The following is a 14018-nucleotide window of genomic DNA, read 5'->3' on the forward strand; positions in this document are numbered from 1 at the left end:
GCGCGCTCATCCCCAGGCCACAGGCAGCCGGCTAGTCGGGATCGCCTTCGGTGCAGCGCTGGCCCACCAACATAGCCACACCGTCCAAGATCCGGCGCAACCCGAACTCGAAGACGTGCTCGGGCGCGTGGGCGCTGCCAAACGCTGCGCCCACCACGGTGCCGACCCGGCTCGCAGTGGGATAGCGCCCCGCGTCGGCTAGCCGCTCCAAAAACGGCGCACGCGCCTGCCACCACTGCTCGTCACTGACCCCGGTGCGCCGCTGGGTGCTCGCAGCCTCCAACGAACGCCGCGCCGCTCCCTCGACATGGCCCTCAACGAGACTGACCACGGCATCCATCTCGATACCGCTGAGTCCGAGCCCTTCGAGCGCATGCAACTGGTCCTCATACCTGGCCATCGCGTTAGGCCCCAGCACCGGGCGGTCCGTGCCCACCTGCACCATCCATGGGTGGCGGTGGTAGAGATCCCAACTTTGCCGCGCCAACCACTCCAGCCGGCTGCGCCAGTCCTGGCAGGAATGCTCGCCCACGGCCACCTCGCCGTAGGCGGCGTCAAGCATCACGTCGACCAGCTCGGCCTTTCCCGGCACGTGGGTGTACAGCGACATCGTGCCCACTCCCAGCCGTTGGGCGACCCGGCGCATCGAGATCGCCGCCATCCCGTCGGCATCGGCGATCTCGATGGCCGCAGCGACGATGCGGTCCACGCTCAACTCGGGTGCGGCCTTGCGACTGGGGCGTTCTCGCGTGCGCCACAGCAACGCCATACTGCGCGCCGGGTCCCCGCTACCGCTGTACTCGGTGGCCATCGTGGTGCCATCTTAGCCGCTGCCCTGGCCCGGCCCGCGGGGGTCGATCCCGGCTGGTGGCGCCTCCCCCGTCGGGGGCTATGCGTTCTCGCCCGGCATGCACTACGTGTGCTTCTCGCCCCTCTACGCATCTAACTGGTTCGTACAGCGTACGGTACGCTGCATGAAAAGAGCGAGCCGCTTGTCACGAGAGGGCATCAAACGTGACGGAACCCCACTTCGACACCAACGCCGAGTTCGACCGCCAACTCCAGACACTGCTGGAGAAGGGGTATCCGGCTCTGGCCGGGGTGCGCGAAGAGACCTTCATCGAGCAGGTAGCCGGTCTGCGCGCCACCGCCCTCACACGGTCAGCACCCCTGGCTGCCCCACCGAGGCGCGCGTGCCGTTCGTGCTAGTGGTGAGCGAACACCGAGTACCGGCCCGCCGGTCGATGCCGCTCACCCGGCTCAGGGGGAAGCCCGGGTTCGTGGACTCCACCCTCGACGACGTCGAACGGTTCGAGGCCGTCACCCCCGTTCGGCTCCCCTGAAGCTCAGGTCTACCTGCTCTTCGACCTCGATCGGGGCGCGCAGACCCGCAACGTCACCCCCGAGCAGGCCATGGTGACCATCACCGAGCAGGACCGTACACCCCTCACCATCGGCGAAGGCATCGCCTTCATCACCCACTATCCCGATTCGCTGCGCAAGAACAACTGCTTCTCCCTTGTGGGATCGCGGTGCGGCGACCGCAGGGTACCGGCGCTGTGGATCAGCAAGGGTGCCCCCAAACTGGGGTGGTGCTGGGCCGGCAACCCCCACACCTGGTTGGGCTCAGCATCCTGCGCTGGCCGAGCGGGATAGCCGCCGCACGCAACGGCCTGCCGGTGTGGGCGGCCCGCTGGGCCTGGGCCACCGCCGCTGACGGTGGCCCAGGCGTGGTCAGGTGGAGGCATCGGGGCCTGAGCGTGAGACAACAGGGACACGAGAACGCGCGAAAAGGCGATCCAGAGCCCAACCGCCCGGCCCCAGCACGGCGATGAGCAGGAACGCCCAGCAATACATCGCCGCCAGTTCCCCGCCGTTGTTCAGCGGAAGCAGCGCTTCGGGCTGGTGGACCATGAAATAGGCGTAGGCCATGGAGCCCGAGGCCACGGCCGCGTTGGTGCGAGTAAAAAGGCCCACCACGACGAAACCGCCGCACACCAGTTGGATGAGTGCGGCCCACCAGCTCGGCCACGTGCCGATCGCCACCGCGCCGCCGGTGGCGTGGCTACCGCCCAGCACGCCAAAGATCGAGGCCACACCATGGGACAAGAACAGCATCCCCGTCACGATGCGAAACAGGGACAGTACCGGTGCGTGCATCCGGTCCAGGGTCATCGGAGTACCTCTTGGGGGTGGAAGACGAAATGGCGGTCGGGGCGAGGGGATCGCCCCGACCGTGGGGGACCGGATCAGTCCTGGTCGACCCAGCCGACCATGATGCCCATCACGTCGTCATGGGCGTGGTTGGGCAGCTCGTAGCGGCTCGTGGTCTGTAGCACGTCGCCCTCGTCGATGCTGCCCAGCGTGTCACCGCTGCACGGCGGCAGATCCGAGATTTCGGTGTGCCCATGGGGAGTGATGAACTCCGGCGTTCCCCCTTCTTCGGCTTCGGTTCGGCACAGCGTCTGGCCCGTGGTCAGGTTCTCGGTCCGTATCCGGGTGCCGCCGTGGTGCAGGTGGCCACGCATGTGGACGAGCTCACCGGAGATGGTGGACTCCCACTGCGTGCTCTCCTCGCTGACCCCCTGCGGGGCGGTGTAGGTGCTGCCGGCGCAACCGCCGACGTCGAGCCAGATCGGCGTGACCGGCTCCACATCAGAGCCCAAAGCGGACTCGTGGGTGAAGGTGAAGGAGATGTAGACCTCCTTCTCCTGGTGCGCGTGGTTCATCAGGTCGAAGACCAGGTTCCAGGGCTCCTCGAACAGGCCCACCTTGAAGCCGTAGCCGTCGGGGAAGGTGCTGGCCACCCGCTCGTTACCGGTGGCGAAGATGCGCTGCGGGCCTGGGCAGGTGAGGTCTTGGGTCCAACTGCGAAACATCACCGCGTGGTGCATCATAGGCCCGGTGTTGACATTGGCGGTGGAGCCGTCGGCGTAAACCAGATCGGGTTCGAACCCGGTGATGAAGCAGTTCTCACACGGCTTTTCGACGTCGACCTCGACCCGGTTGCCGGTGTGGCCGTTCTCGCCGTGTCCGCCGCCATCGGACTGCGTCGCAGCGGGAATCGTGAACGGCCCGTAAGTCACCGTCGTCGTTTCCGGGCTTGCCCAGCGGCGGGGGAACGCCTGTTGGGCTTCAGCGCCGGCGGCGCCACCCGCAAGCAGGGTCATGGCCGCGGTCAGAACGATCGTTACCACGGTCGAGAGCAGTCTTGGCAAAGACATGCCGCCTCCTTTTCTTGGGGGATGAAGTCAGGGAGGACGCGAGCGATCCAGGCGTAAGGCCACGTCGAGCCGTCGGCGTTCGCGTTGGTTTTCTGTGGCCACCGGCCGCGTTCGCCCCTGCCCTTGAGAATCTCGACACCATCGTGTGATTCGTCGGGCGACGTCCAAACTGAGACTTGTTGCGCAGCGCAGCCGGCAGAATAGGCGGCGGTCGGCCGCCTAAGCAGTCATGCTGCGACCTCAGCCGACGTCTTGTGCTGTTTCTCGCCTTTGACCTTTGGGAGACGAATAGCTTGAGCACGCCAACAAATGACGGACGTACTCACTACAGCCTGACGCTTCCCCTGCATCGGTTCAATCGAAGAACACGAAAAAGAAAGAAGAGGTGTTTGTCAGGTCGGTTACTATCTTTTTGTTCGTTTCTTCTCTAACGTAATCCACTGGAACTGGTGATTTCGCCGATCGACAGAAGTAAAAATCGCTTTTCACCAAAAAAGAGAGTCGTCAGTCGTGGAGAAACGCCTGGAAGCGCCGTGGTCGACTTACGGCGAGTGGCGGTGCGGGTGGTTCGTGGCCGCACCAGGTGCGGCCACGAACCACCCCAGCCTCCTTAAGCGTGACTGACGTACTCACGCAAATGTTTGGCGGTCAACGAGGAACCGGTGTCGACAAGTTCGCCAGGGTGCCAGTGAAGACGCCCCGCCCTCCGTCGTGCCCGACGTCCGGCCCGGGGTCGACAATCCGTCGGCGGGGGCCATCACCGCCTGATGATGCTCGATGACGATGACCTGTTGCCCTTGTCGTGCAATTGCAAAAGCAGACCGTTCATTCGCTCGTTGTCGTGAGGTGCAGCCCAAAGGAGATCAAAGCGGCCGTCCAGCAGGTCGCCGAGCCTTTGGGCATCGACGTCGACGCGCGGCTGCGCACCGCTATCGAGACCTCCATCGAAAACTATGCGCGACCGCTGCGCGCAGCCGACGAAGCGGCTCTTGCCCCCCAAGCCCTGGTCTGAGCAGAAGGCTATGGCGCGATGCGGCACCGTGAGCCGCTGTAAAGCCACCACTCCCTGGGAGGAGACCACATGACCATCGCTGTGACGCCGGTTGCCGCGCAGACCAAGATCGAAGCCCGCGAGAACGAACTGATCGGCGAACTCACCGACGAACTGCATGCCACGATTGAGGAGGAGGTGACCGAAGGCGGCTCTCCCGCCCGGTTGCTGCGGCTATCGATGCCAGACGGCACTCGGCAGGTGCTTAAGCTTCAAGTCGAGATGCCGGGTGCGGTTGACGGGCACGACCTGGAATCTTTCCGCGTGAAGTTGCGCCAGATCGACAAGCTCCGAGCCGACGCTCCGCGGTTAGGGGAGGTCTACACGGAGAAGCTGCGGGAGTTCCACGGTGGGGATTGGTCGGCTTATACGATGCCGTATTACCCCAACGAGGACATCGCGGCCTGTATCCGTGGCCAGGAGCCCCGTGCTGGCGAATTCTTCGATCGTTTCGACGTGATCATGTCCGCGCTGGCCGAGCGTGGCTGGAGACTCTCGAAGAGCCGATCGGAGCCCGGACAGATTTCTGAGATCCACTCTGACCGGCTCAAAAGGCGCTTCTGGCTGCTGGACAGGCACCTGGCCGGTGAGTTCACCGACCGGGATCGGCTCGTCGTCAATGGCGTTCCCTGCCGCCATCCCTTGCAGATCGCCGACATCCTCAAGGAACGCCCTGAACTCACCCACCATATCGACGCCACTCGCCTGTATTTCCCCGCCCATGGAGACCTGAACACCCGCAACCTGCTGATCACCGGGAAAAACGGTGATCAGCCAATGATACGAATCATCGACCCTCGTGGAACCCTGCAGAATTGGGACATCGTCTATGACTGGGGCAAGGTGCTGTTCGACCTCGACGGTGTGCTTGTCGAATCAGGCCCCGTGATCGAGCAGATGTGGCGGGGATGGGCGTTGCGTCGTGGACTGCCCCCCGCTGATGTGCTCGCTCTCACCCCGGGACGTCGGGCACCCGACGTCGTGCGGCTGGCAGCCCCACACCTCGATGCTGATGCTGAGGCCGATGGCCTGGAGACGGAGCAGGTTGCGGATTTGCACCTGCTGGAAGAAGTCGCGGGGGCACAGACACTGACGCGACGACTCGACCCTGGCTCTTGGGCTGTGGTCACCTCCGGAAGCAGGTTCGTCGCCACGACTCGGCTGGAGGCAGTAGGAATTCCGCTCCCCTCAGTGCTGGTGACCGCCGACGACGTTGTGAGAGGAAAACCAGATCCCGAAGGCTACCTCACAGCGGCTAAGGAGCTGGGAGTCGCCCCCACGGAGTGTGTCGTTGTCGAAGACGCAGCCGGTGGAGTGCAAGCCGCCCTTGCCGCGGGCATGCGGGTCGTCGGAGTTGCGGGAAGCGGGCTCGGCGCCGACGACGGCGTGGAGTTCCTCGTGGCCGATCTCAGCCAACTGCAAGTCGAGCGGTTGCCGGATGGCGCCATGGTTCTGGGACTAAGGCGCTGACTTGTCATCCATACTCACCGCGCTCCCTCCTCATCTGCGGAGAAGCGCGGTGAGTTCGGCCACCACCTCGTCGTCGGACTCCTCGTCGAGGGCGCTTTTCAGAGCCGCCAGGTAGCTTTCGCGGGCCTGCTCCACCTTGGCCCGCCCCAGCTCGGTGATCTGCGTGTAGACCCCTCGTCGATCATCGGCGCAGTGGTAGCGCTCGGTGAGGCCATTGCGCTCCAGCCGGTCGACCATCCTACTCAGTGAACTCTGATTGATCGGGATGGAGTCGGCTAGGAACTGCTGGCGCAGGTGGCCGCCGTCGTCGGAGTAATGCAGCGCGGCCAGCGCCACATACTCCGAGCAAGTCAAATCGTGAGGCTCAAGGGCACGTTCCAAACGTTCGCGCACCCGGGCTTCGAACAAGCGCAGCGTCTGCCAGCGGCTTTCGAGCGCGGTCGGCGGTTCGATCCGGGGAGTGAGGTTGGGGGAGGCTGCCGGATTCATGGCGAGGCTCCTTGCTGTCGCGAAATTTGTATCAGCATATCCCCTCTATGCGCCAACGATCCATGCAATGATTTGCTATACATAGAACGCAGACACAATAATTGCATAGGCGCATATTTAAGCTTCACTCCCGCCGCGCCGCCTGTCCGGTACGCACCGCAAGCCAGCCGGGCCAGCACCATGCTGTCCCGGCAAGGAGGACACCATGCCTCTCGCCGTATTCGCACTGATGATCGCCAGCTTTGGCATCGGAACCACCGAGTTCGTGATCATGGGCCTCTTACCGGAGGTGGCCGATGACATGTCGGTAAGCATCACCACCGCTGGACTGCTGATCTCCGGTTACGCCCTGGGCGTCGTCTTCGGGGGGCCGATATTCACCGGGGCCGCCACCCGCATGCCCCGCAAGCACATGCTGCTGATTCTCATGGTGTTGTTCATCATCGGTAACACCCTCTCCGCGGTCGCTCCCGCCTACTGGGTACTGATGCTCGGCCGTATCTTCGCCGCGATCTGCCACGGCGCCTTCCTGGGAATCGGCTCCGTGGTCGCCGCCGACATGGTCGAACAGGACAAGCGCTCTCGCGCGATCTCCCTGGTTTTCACCGGCTTGACCGTGGCCAACGTCTTCGGTGCTCCTATGGGCACCTGGATCGGTCAGTACTTCGACTGGCGCGCCACCTTCTGGATGATCGCCGCCATCGGCATCGTCAGTCTGATCGGTCTGATCGTGCTGCTGCCCACCCAACAGAACCAGGCGCCCACACGGCTACGCACCGAACTGGCCGTCTTCACCCGCCTACAGGTCTGGCTGGCGCTGGCCGTCGCCGGACTCAGCATCGGTTCGCTATTCGCGGCCTTCAGTTACATCTCCCCGCTGATGACCGACGTGACCGGCTTCAACGCGAGTATGCTGACTCCGCTGCTGATGCTGTTCGGCGTCGGCTTGGTGATAGGCAACCTCCTCGGTGGCCGTTACGCCGACCGTGCCCAGGTTGCGACCCTGCTCACCGCGCAGGCGACCCTGTTCGCGGTACTGGTCGCCTTCACCTTCACCTCCCAGTTCCAGATAGCCGCAGCCGCCACGCTCATGCTGCTGGGCGGGGCGGGGTTCGCTACCGTTCCCGGGTTCATGACGCGCGTGCTCGACAAGGCAGAGGGAGCACCGACACTGGCTTCCGCCGTCGCTTCCTCTGCTGCCAACGCAGGCATCGCTGTGGGTTCCTATCTCGCCGGGACCACCATCGACGCCGGCCTCGGCTACACCTCTCCGCTATGGGTGGGTGCCGCAATGGCAGCATCGGCATTCGCGATTACCTTTGCCTCCGGCAGGATGGACCGAAACGGTCGCCACGCGAAACAGGTCGCGCCGGCAGCGGAAAGCCCCGCCCCCCAGTTCAGTGTGGACAAACCGCAATGACCGAAGCTTCGCCGCATTCGACCGTGACCGCGCACGACGCTTTGCACCGGCTCGCCCCTGCCGAAGGTCGGCTCACCGTCGGCCTAGAACTTCCCCTGGACAATGACTGGTCTCCTGGCGGGGAGTCGGCCCGCCACGTCGCGGGCCGACTCCCCGGAGAACCCGACATGTCCCAGCACACGCAACGAGCCGTTCTGGCGGATCAATGGGGGATCGCAGCGCTATGGCTACGCGATGTCCCCTTATACGATCCCGAGTTCGGCGACACCGGGCAGGTCTTCGACCCCTTCCCCTACCTGGGATACTTGGCCTGTGCCACTAGTAACGTCGTGCTCGGCACCGCTGCTGTGGCGCTGCCTCTCCGACACCCTCTCCATGTAGCCAAGATGGCGTCGAGTATCGACCGGCTTTCCAACGGGCGCCTGCTACTGGGGGTGGCCTCCGGTGACCGGCCGATCGAGTTTCCTCTGTTCAACGTCTCCCACGAACGGCGTGCGGAGATCCTGCGGGAGAGCATCGACGTCCTCAAATCAGCCTGGGATAGCGGGCGACAGCACGAGAAGAATCATCCTCGACTCCTGCCCGTCCCCACGGGGGCCCGGATACCTCTGGTTATGGCCGGGCGCGGTGGTCAGTCTCTGGACTGGCTGGCCGGCAACGTCGATGGCTACTTCACCTACCACCGTGCCCCCGAGATGATGAAGCCTGTGGTCACGCAGTGGCGTGAGTCGGTAGCCCAGTGGTACGGGGATGGGACGTTCAAACCGTTGCTTACCACCATGCTCGTTGACCTGTGTGAAGATCCGTATGCCAAGGCGCAGCCCATACGCTTCGGAGCCCGCCTGGGCCGCGAAGCGCTGCTGGACTATCTGGGCGGGTTGCGTGTCGCCGGGGTCAACCATGTGGCAATCAACCTACGTCCCAGCGTGCGCCCCGTGGAGGAGGTGATCGAGGAGCTTGGGCGTTACGTCGTGCCCGAGTTTGCCGTCAGCGGCACCGAGCCGCAGAGCGAAACCGCCGCGGGGAGAACGGATGGCGTGAACTGAGCCGAGCATGTCTTTCTTGGGGTGGGGACACGTCCCCACCCCAAGCATCCCGCCGGCTTCGCGAGGCGTCAGCGATCCGATCGTTCCTGGGTGACGACGACTGTCCCGCTCATGAAGCACCGTCCGACGGTGAGGGAAAGGCACTCTTGAGGCCTAGCGTCTCGCCATGGCGAATTCGCAGGCATGCAGGGCCACGACGAGCCGGTCGCGGATCCGCATCTGGGCGGCGGAACCGCCCTGCTGCGCCCGGAGGAACAGGTCTTCGAGGCGATGCTGGAGGGCTGGCGCAACCAGCAACTCGCCCGCAGCCTCGCTGTCTCCATGATCGAGGGCCGGTGAACGCTGTGCAGGTTTTCACCCTCCACTGCCAATGCCCAGCCTTGGTAGTGGGGGGCCACCGAGGCGGTGCGCCGCGTCCTCTGAGATAGAGCTGTGGGGCGCGCCAGCGTGGCCACGCCGGCCTTAGCGGCGGGCGAATTTTTAGAACCACCCCTGGTCAGATCAGCCACGGTCTGCTGCCCGCCTGCACACGACGTGAGGTCTCCGTGATCGCGGCGTCGATCTTCAACTCCGGAATCCTCGCCACCCCGCGACCGGGCGAGGAAGCCACGTTCGACTACGTCACCGCCGCGCCCGAGACACTAGGGCGTGCCCACCGCATCGCCGATGTGTGTGAAGCTCACGGTGTGACGCTGCCGCAGGTGGCGATGGCGTTTCCGCGGCTCCACCCGGCGGTCGCGGGCATCGTGGTCGGCATGCGTTCGCCAGCGCAGGTGCGCGACAACGTCGAGGCGTTCACCGCCGGCATCCCCGGAGACCTCTGGTCCGACCTGCTCGACGAGGGGCTGCTCGCCGAGCACGCACCCGTGCGGGCCTAAAGCCCAACGCCGGGAAGTCAGGGGAGTGGGTTGCTGTCAAGGAGGCGGGGAAGGCAAGGTGATCTTGCTCGGCAGGTGTCGACCAAGATCACCGTCGAGCAGGAGCTTTGTTGACACAGCCTGTCATGCCTTCGGGCGCGGGTGAGGCAGAGAGGGTTTTTGCTGCCGGCCGTCCGGGAGAGTTGACGCAGGTGGTCACGCCGTCGCTGGTGGATGAGGTGCTGGCGGCGGCGCTGGACGGGCGCTCTTGGGTGCCTGTCCTGGAGTGCACCGTCGACCGACGGCACCGCGTGCAGCCGTGAGGACTCGTTGGTGATCCGCCGACCTTGGTGGCGCTGATGCGGCTGCCATAGCTGTGGCGGCGACCCGCTCGTTGCCGGTGGCGAAACGATCGCGGCCGCCCCTGACGTAGCGGCACGTGGCCCGGGGCGGGGGCGCCGGTGCGCGTCGGCTTCGATGGCTGCTACACCTTGAGGGTCGTTTCCCCCACCGTCGGTCAGGAGAGCGCCGTGGTTCAACTGTTTCCCGCGATCGAGCCCTACGCCCATGGCCTCCTCGACGTCGGTCACGGCCACCGGGTCTACTGGGAGACCAGCGGTAACCCGCGCGGGCAGGCGGCGCTGTGCGTGCACGGCGGCCCGGGCAACGGGGGGCACCGCGAGAGTCGCCGATTGTTCGACCCTCGTCTCTACCGGATCGTGCTGTTCGACCAGCGCGGCTGCGGCCACAGCCAGCCCCACGCCTCCGACCCGGCCACGAGTATGGCCCACAACACCACCGAGTACCTCATCGCCGACATGGAGCGGCTGCGCGAGCACCTGGGCGTCCAACGCTGGCTGCTCTACGGCCGCTCGTGGGGCTCGACCCTGATCCTGGCCTATGCCCAGCGCTACCCCGAACGCGTCAGCGGGATCGTCATCGCCGGCGTCACCATGACCCGCCCCGAGGAGATCGACTGGCTCTACCGCGGTGTCGCCCGCTTCCTCCCAGGCGCGTGGGAGGCATTCCGCGACGCGCTGCCCCGCGCCGAGCGCGACGGCGACCTCGTGGCCGGCTACGACCGGATGCTCAACAGCCCCGATGAGCAGGCCCGGACCAAGGCGGCGCGGCACTGGTGCGCCTGGGAGGACGCCGTCATCGCCCACGAGCCCCGGCGCCACCCGGCCCCCTACAGCGAGCAGCCCAACGCCGCGATGCTGGCGTTCGCCCGGATCTGCGCGCACTACTTCATCCACCACGCCTGGCTCGACGACAGGCAGCTCCTGCGCGACGCCCACCGGCTGACCGGGATCGCCGGGGTGCTGATCCACGGCCGACTGGACCTGGCCAGTCCGCTGGCCACAGCCTGGGAGCTGGCCGCGGCGTGGCCGCAGGCACGGTTGCAGGTGATCGAGGACGCCGGACACATCGGCAGTCCCGCGATGCTGACCGGGATCGTGGAGGCGATCGCGGCCTTCGCCGAACGCGGCGACTAGCCGCCCCCGCCGCCGGTGCCGGCCCGAGGCCGCGGCGGGCGGGGGCGGGCGAAGCGCTGTCGCCGAGGCCAAGGAGTGGCGAGCACGCGAGGACCGTTCCCGGCGAGCGCGTGCTCGTTGTGTGCGCGCCGCTGCCGCTGGTCGAAGGACACACGGTCCAACCCTCGACGTCTGGTGCTTCGGTATGGGCGATCCCCGGCAGGCTGTGTCCCTCCATGTCGCCGCGCCGCCCCATCGACTCGGTGACCAGGCACGGAATTGCGTTGCAACGGTTCTCGGCCCCCTGTGTGGGGGTGGGGCACCCCGCCCACCGCCTGGCCTCCGATAAGTGAACCTTATCGGAGGCCAGGATTACGGTGCTTTTGAGGCCTTTTTCGTGTGGTCATAATGTTTTTTGTTTGAGATTAACGTTACAAACAAAACGAAATTAAAGCGGAGATTCGGGGGAGCGGCCGACCCCCCGCAGCAGCGGGCCTTTCAGGAGAGAACCCGGTAATGTTCGCGGACAACCTCCAACGCTTAGCGTTGGACCTCCTGCCACCTTCGAGGCTGGGCTGACAGCAGCCGCTGCGCCAACACACGACAGCGCTCGACGAGCTCGGGAGGATCGAGTACCTCGAAGTCATGGCCCAGCAGCAGCACGTGCATGAGCACGAAGTCGAGGTTCTCGGCGCCACTGAGCACCTCGCACCTTTCGCTGTCTCGCCGTCGTACGACTGCCGCCGAAGCCGGTAACTGCGCGCGCACCGTCTCGGCCGATGCGTGCACCAAAAAGCGCGCCTGGTGGGAGTAGACCCGGCTGGCCACTCCCTCCTGCACGTAGGTCGCCGCGTCGGGCGCCGCACGCGGGCGGAAGCGCCAGGTCCGTGCCGACACCTCGGTCATGCGGTCGAGGCGGAAGCTGCGCCAGTCGTCGCGGTCGAGGTCGTAGGCGAGGAGGTACCAGCGTCGATCGGAGGCGACCAGGCGGTAGGGTTCGACCCGCCGCCGTCGCACCTGGCCGCCGGAGGGGTAGTCGAAGCCGGCCTCGACCTCGTCGCGGCAGGCTCGGGCCAGCCGCATGAGCACCTCGGGGTCGACCGGCGTGCGGCCTCCGCCGAAGGACTCCACCGCCCCCGCGAGCGCCCCCACCTCGTGGCGCAACCGGGCGGGCAGCACCCGGTCGAGCTTGGTCAGCGCCCGCAGAGCGGCCTCGCCCGCCCCGGCGACACCGCCCCCCGCCCCGGCCAGCAGCGAGACTAAGGTGGCGATCGCCTCCTCGTCGTCGAGCAACAGCGGCGGCAGCTCCCGGCCCGCACCGAGCTGGTAGCCGCCACCGACCCCCTGACCGGCGTGCACCGGATAGCCCAATGTGCGCAGCCGCTCGACATCGCGGCGTACCGTGCGCGGCGTGACCCCGAGCCGCTCGGCGAGCTCGGGACCGGTCCACAGATGGCGCTGCTGCAACAGCCCGAGCAGGGTGAGCACCCGCTCCGTGGTGCCCCGCTCATCACCCCGCGCCCCGCCCATGCCGCTCATCCTGCCCACAATAGCGGACCGCTCCTGTCCGCTAGAGGTGTCAGAGTGACGCCATGGACACAACCACGCTCACCTGGAACCAGACGCTGCGCGAGCAGTGGGAGTTCCACTGGAATCATCAACTCCGCGCCCGACTCGACGGCCTCACCGACGACGAGTACTTCTGGTCGCCGGTACCCAACGCCTGGAGTGTGCGGCCCCGCGGCACCTCGACAGCGCCGATGCAGGTCGGCGCCAGCGACCTCACGATCGATTACGCCTTCCCCGAACCGGTGCCGGCACCCTTCACCACAATCGCCTGGCGCCTCGGGCACCTCATCGTCGGCGTACTCGCCATGCGCAACGCCGCGCACTTCGGCGCGCCGGCGGCCTCCTATGAGACCTGGGACTACGCCGCCAGCGCAGCCACCGCGCTCGACCAGCTCCAAACCCAACTCGACGTCTGGCTGGCCGGGGTGCGCGGCCTGGGCGAGGCCGGGCTGTGGGAGCCGGCCGGCGCGACGGAGCCCTTCCCTGAGGCACCCATGGCAGATCTGGTGCTGCACATCCACCGCGAGCTGATCCACCACCTTTCCGAGGTCTGCCTGCTGCGCGACCTCTACCTGCACACGACATCGGCGACGAACGGAGCACTCCGGTGAGCCGCCACATACAGGTCACCTTCGACGCCCACGATCCGCGGGCGCTGTCGTCCTTTTGGCGCGAGGTATTGGGCTATGTCCACCCTGGCCCGCCCGGCGTCGACCTACCGGAAGGGGCCGACCCGCTGGCCGCCTGGGACGACTTCCTCGCGCGCATCGGCGTAGCGCACGAGCAGCGCAACATGAGATCGGCCGTCGAGGACCCGCACGGGCACGGTCCACGGTTGTTCTTCCAGCAGGCGCCCGAGGACAAAGTCGTCAAGAACCGGGTCCACCTCGACGTCCGTGCGGCTCCCGGGTTGCGGGGCGCGGAACGGATGGCGGCGCTGGAGGTCGAGTGCGACCGGCTCGTCGCGCTGGGAGCCAAGCGGCTGCGTCGCTACGAGCCCGCGCCCCCGCTAAGCGCCGGCTCAATCGTGATGGCCGACCCTGAGGGCAACGAGTTCTGCCTGGATTGACGGCCGTTCATCCGCCGCCGGCGCGCTGGGTGGGAGACGGGCATGGCCTACGTCACCGACCATGTCAGGGGACGCTTGTACGAGGTCAACCTGGCTGACGGCATGCAGCGCGTTGTGGCTACTGGTCTTGGCCACTCCAGCGGCGTCGGGCTGGACACCGACAACGGCCAGATCTACGTCAGCAACCATGAAGGCAAACTGTGGCGGATTCCCCACGTGCTGCCCGGGGCATCGGCACGGTCGTAGCTCAGGGCGTCTTTTCGGGGGTGGAGGCACGAGCACCGGCAGCGTGCACACCCGGCTGGGGTGCACGCTGCCGCTGACGTTGTCTACGTTGAGCCGCGCATG

The 14018-nt window shown here is 66.3% G+C and carries 19 protein-coding genes; 14 read left to right on the top strand and 5 right to left on the bottom strand.

Translation table 11 applies throughout. From position 1 onward, the window contains the following. Positions 1–31 precede the first annotated feature (31 nt). Complete coding sequence (locus tag ABD848_RS17805) at positions 32–811, bottom strand: TetR/AcrR family transcriptional regulator C-terminal domain-containing protein (RefSeq protein ID WP_344973473.1); 780 nt, start codon at positions 809–811, stop codon at positions 32–34. A gap of 203 nt (positions 812–1014) precedes the next feature. Here ABD848_RS17805 and ABD848_RS17810 point away from each other — a divergent pair, with 203 nt between their 5' ends. Genes ABD848_RS17810 through ABD848_RS17820 form a run of 3 tightly spaced genes read left to right on the top strand, consistent with a single transcriptional unit; the run spans position 1015 to position 1656 of the window. Then, complete coding sequence (locus ABD848_RS17810; RefSeq protein ID WP_344973476.1) at positions 1015–1209, top strand: hypothetical protein; 195 nt, start codon at positions 1015–1017, stop codon at positions 1207–1209. A gap of 2 nt (positions 1210–1211) precedes the next feature. Continuing rightward, complete coding sequence (locus tag ABD848_RS17815) at positions 1212–1343, top strand: hypothetical protein (RefSeq protein WP_344973479.1); 132 nt, start codon at positions 1212–1214, stop codon at positions 1341–1343. Positions 1344–1356: 13 nt separating this feature from the next. Next, the gene (locus tag ABD848_RS17820) at positions 1357–1656 is read left to right on the top strand and encodes a DUF5701 family protein (protein ID WP_344973653.1); all 300 of its coding nucleotides are present in this window, start codon (positions 1357–1359) and stop codon (positions 1654–1656) included. A 78-nt stretch (positions 1657–1734) separates the two neighbouring features. Here ABD848_RS17820 and ABD848_RS17825 read toward each other — a convergent pair whose 3' ends face one another. Next, positions 1735–2175 carry a DoxX family protein gene (locus ABD848_RS17825; RefSeq protein ID WP_344973482.1) on the bottom strand — a complete coding sequence of 147 codons (441 nt, stop codon included), beginning with the start codon at positions 2173–2175 and terminating at the stop codon, positions 1735–1737. Positions 2176–2249: 74 nt separating this feature from the next. Then, positions 2250–3224, bottom strand: a complete 975-nt coding sequence (locus tag ABD848_RS17830; protein WP_344973485.1) for a hypothetical protein — start codon at positions 3222–3224, stop codon at positions 2250–2252. 841 nt (positions 3225–4065) lie between these two features. Between ABD848_RS17830 and ABD848_RS17835 the strand changes: the two genes are divergently transcribed. Continuing rightward, entirely contained in the window at positions 4066–4236 is a 171-nt protein-coding gene (locus ABD848_RS17835) for a hypothetical protein (RefSeq protein WP_344973488.1), read from the top strand. Positions 4237–4305: 69 nt separating this feature from the next. After that, positions 4306–5745, top strand: coding sequence for an HAD-IA family hydrolase (locus ABD848_RS17840; protein WP_344973491.1), 1440 nt, complete (start codon positions 4306–4308; stop codon positions 5743–5745). Positions 5746–5775: 30 nt separating this feature from the next. Here ABD848_RS17840 and ABD848_RS17845 read toward each other — a convergent pair whose 3' ends face one another. Continuing rightward, positions 5776–6234 (bottom strand): MarR family winged helix-turn-helix transcriptional regulator, encoded by a 459-nt coding sequence (locus tag ABD848_RS17845; RefSeq protein ID WP_344973494.1) that lies wholly within the window; start codon positions 6232–6234, stop codon positions 5776–5778. A 205-nt stretch (positions 6235–6439) separates the two neighbouring features. Between ABD848_RS17845 and ABD848_RS17850 the strand changes: the two genes are divergently transcribed. The 6 genes from ABD848_RS17850 to pip all read left to right on the top strand — a co-directional run bounded on the left by ABD848_RS17850 (position 6440) and on the right by pip (position 11053). Then, entirely contained in the window at positions 6440–7654 is a 1215-nt protein-coding gene (locus ABD848_RS17850) for an MFS transporter (protein ID WP_344973497.1), read from the top strand. Then, positions 7651–8700, top strand: a complete 1050-nt coding sequence (locus tag ABD848_RS17855) for an LLM class oxidoreductase (RefSeq protein ID WP_344973500.1) — start codon at positions 7651–7653, stop codon at positions 8698–8700. Before ABD848_RS17850 ends, ABD848_RS17855 begins: the two co-directional genes overlap by 4 nt. 183 nt (positions 8701–8883) lie before the next feature. After that, complete coding sequence (locus ABD848_RS17860; RefSeq protein WP_344973503.1) at positions 8884–9039, top strand: hypothetical protein; 156 nt, start codon at positions 8884–8886, stop codon at positions 9037–9039. A 176-nt stretch (positions 9040–9215) separates the two neighbouring features. Continuing rightward, positions 9216–9578 carry an aldo/keto reductase gene (locus ABD848_RS17865; protein WP_344973656.1) on the top strand — a complete coding sequence of 121 codons (363 nt, stop codon included), beginning with the start codon at positions 9216–9218 and terminating at the stop codon, positions 9576–9578. Between the two features lie 110 nt (positions 9579–9688). Continuing rightward, positions 9689–9880 (top strand): hypothetical protein, encoded by a 192-nt coding sequence (locus tag ABD848_RS17870; RefSeq protein WP_344973506.1) that lies wholly within the window; start codon positions 9689–9691, stop codon positions 9878–9880. A gap of 207 nt (positions 9881–10087) precedes the next feature. Continuing rightward, the gene (gene pip / locus ABD848_RS17875; RefSeq protein WP_344973509.1) at positions 10088–11053 is read left to right on the top strand and encodes a prolyl aminopeptidase; all 966 of its coding nucleotides are present in this window, start codon (positions 10088–10090) and stop codon (positions 11051–11053) included. Positions 11054–11572: 519 nt separating this feature from the next. Here the strand turns inward: pip and ABD848_RS17880 are convergent. Continuing rightward, positions 11573–12562 (bottom strand): helix-turn-helix transcriptional regulator, encoded by a 990-nt coding sequence (locus tag ABD848_RS17880; protein ID WP_344973659.1) that lies wholly within the window; start codon positions 12560–12562, stop codon positions 11573–11575. A 62-nt stretch (positions 12563–12624) separates the two neighbouring features. Here ABD848_RS17880 and ABD848_RS17885 point away from each other — a divergent pair, with 62 nt between their 5' ends. From ABD848_RS17885 to ABD848_RS17895, 3 genes are read left to right on the top strand one after another with little or no spacing between them, the layout of a single operon-like run. Further along, positions 12625–13212 (top strand): DinB family protein, encoded by a 588-nt coding sequence (locus ABD848_RS17885; RefSeq protein ID WP_344973512.1) that lies wholly within the window; start codon positions 12625–12627, stop codon positions 13210–13212. Beyond that, positions 13209–13670: a VOC family protein gene (locus ABD848_RS17890; RefSeq protein WP_344973515.1), complete on the top strand. Its 462-nt coding sequence runs from the start codon at positions 13209–13211 to the stop codon at positions 13668–13670. The genes ABD848_RS17885 and ABD848_RS17890 overlap by 4 nt, the downstream gene beginning before the upstream one ends. Positions 13671–13712: 42 nt before the next feature. Beyond that, on the top strand, positions 13713–13916 hold the full coding sequence (locus ABD848_RS17895; RefSeq protein WP_344973518.1) for a hypothetical protein: 204 nt from the start codon (positions 13713–13715) through the stop codon (positions 13914–13916). The last annotated feature ends 102 nt before the right edge of the window (positions 13917–14018 follow it).

This window comes from Salinactinospora qingdaonensis (assembly GCF_039539445.1).
GTDB classification, from domain to species: Bacteria; Actinomycetota; Actinomycetes; order Streptosporangiales; family Streptosporangiaceae; genus Salinactinospora; species Salinactinospora qingdaonensis.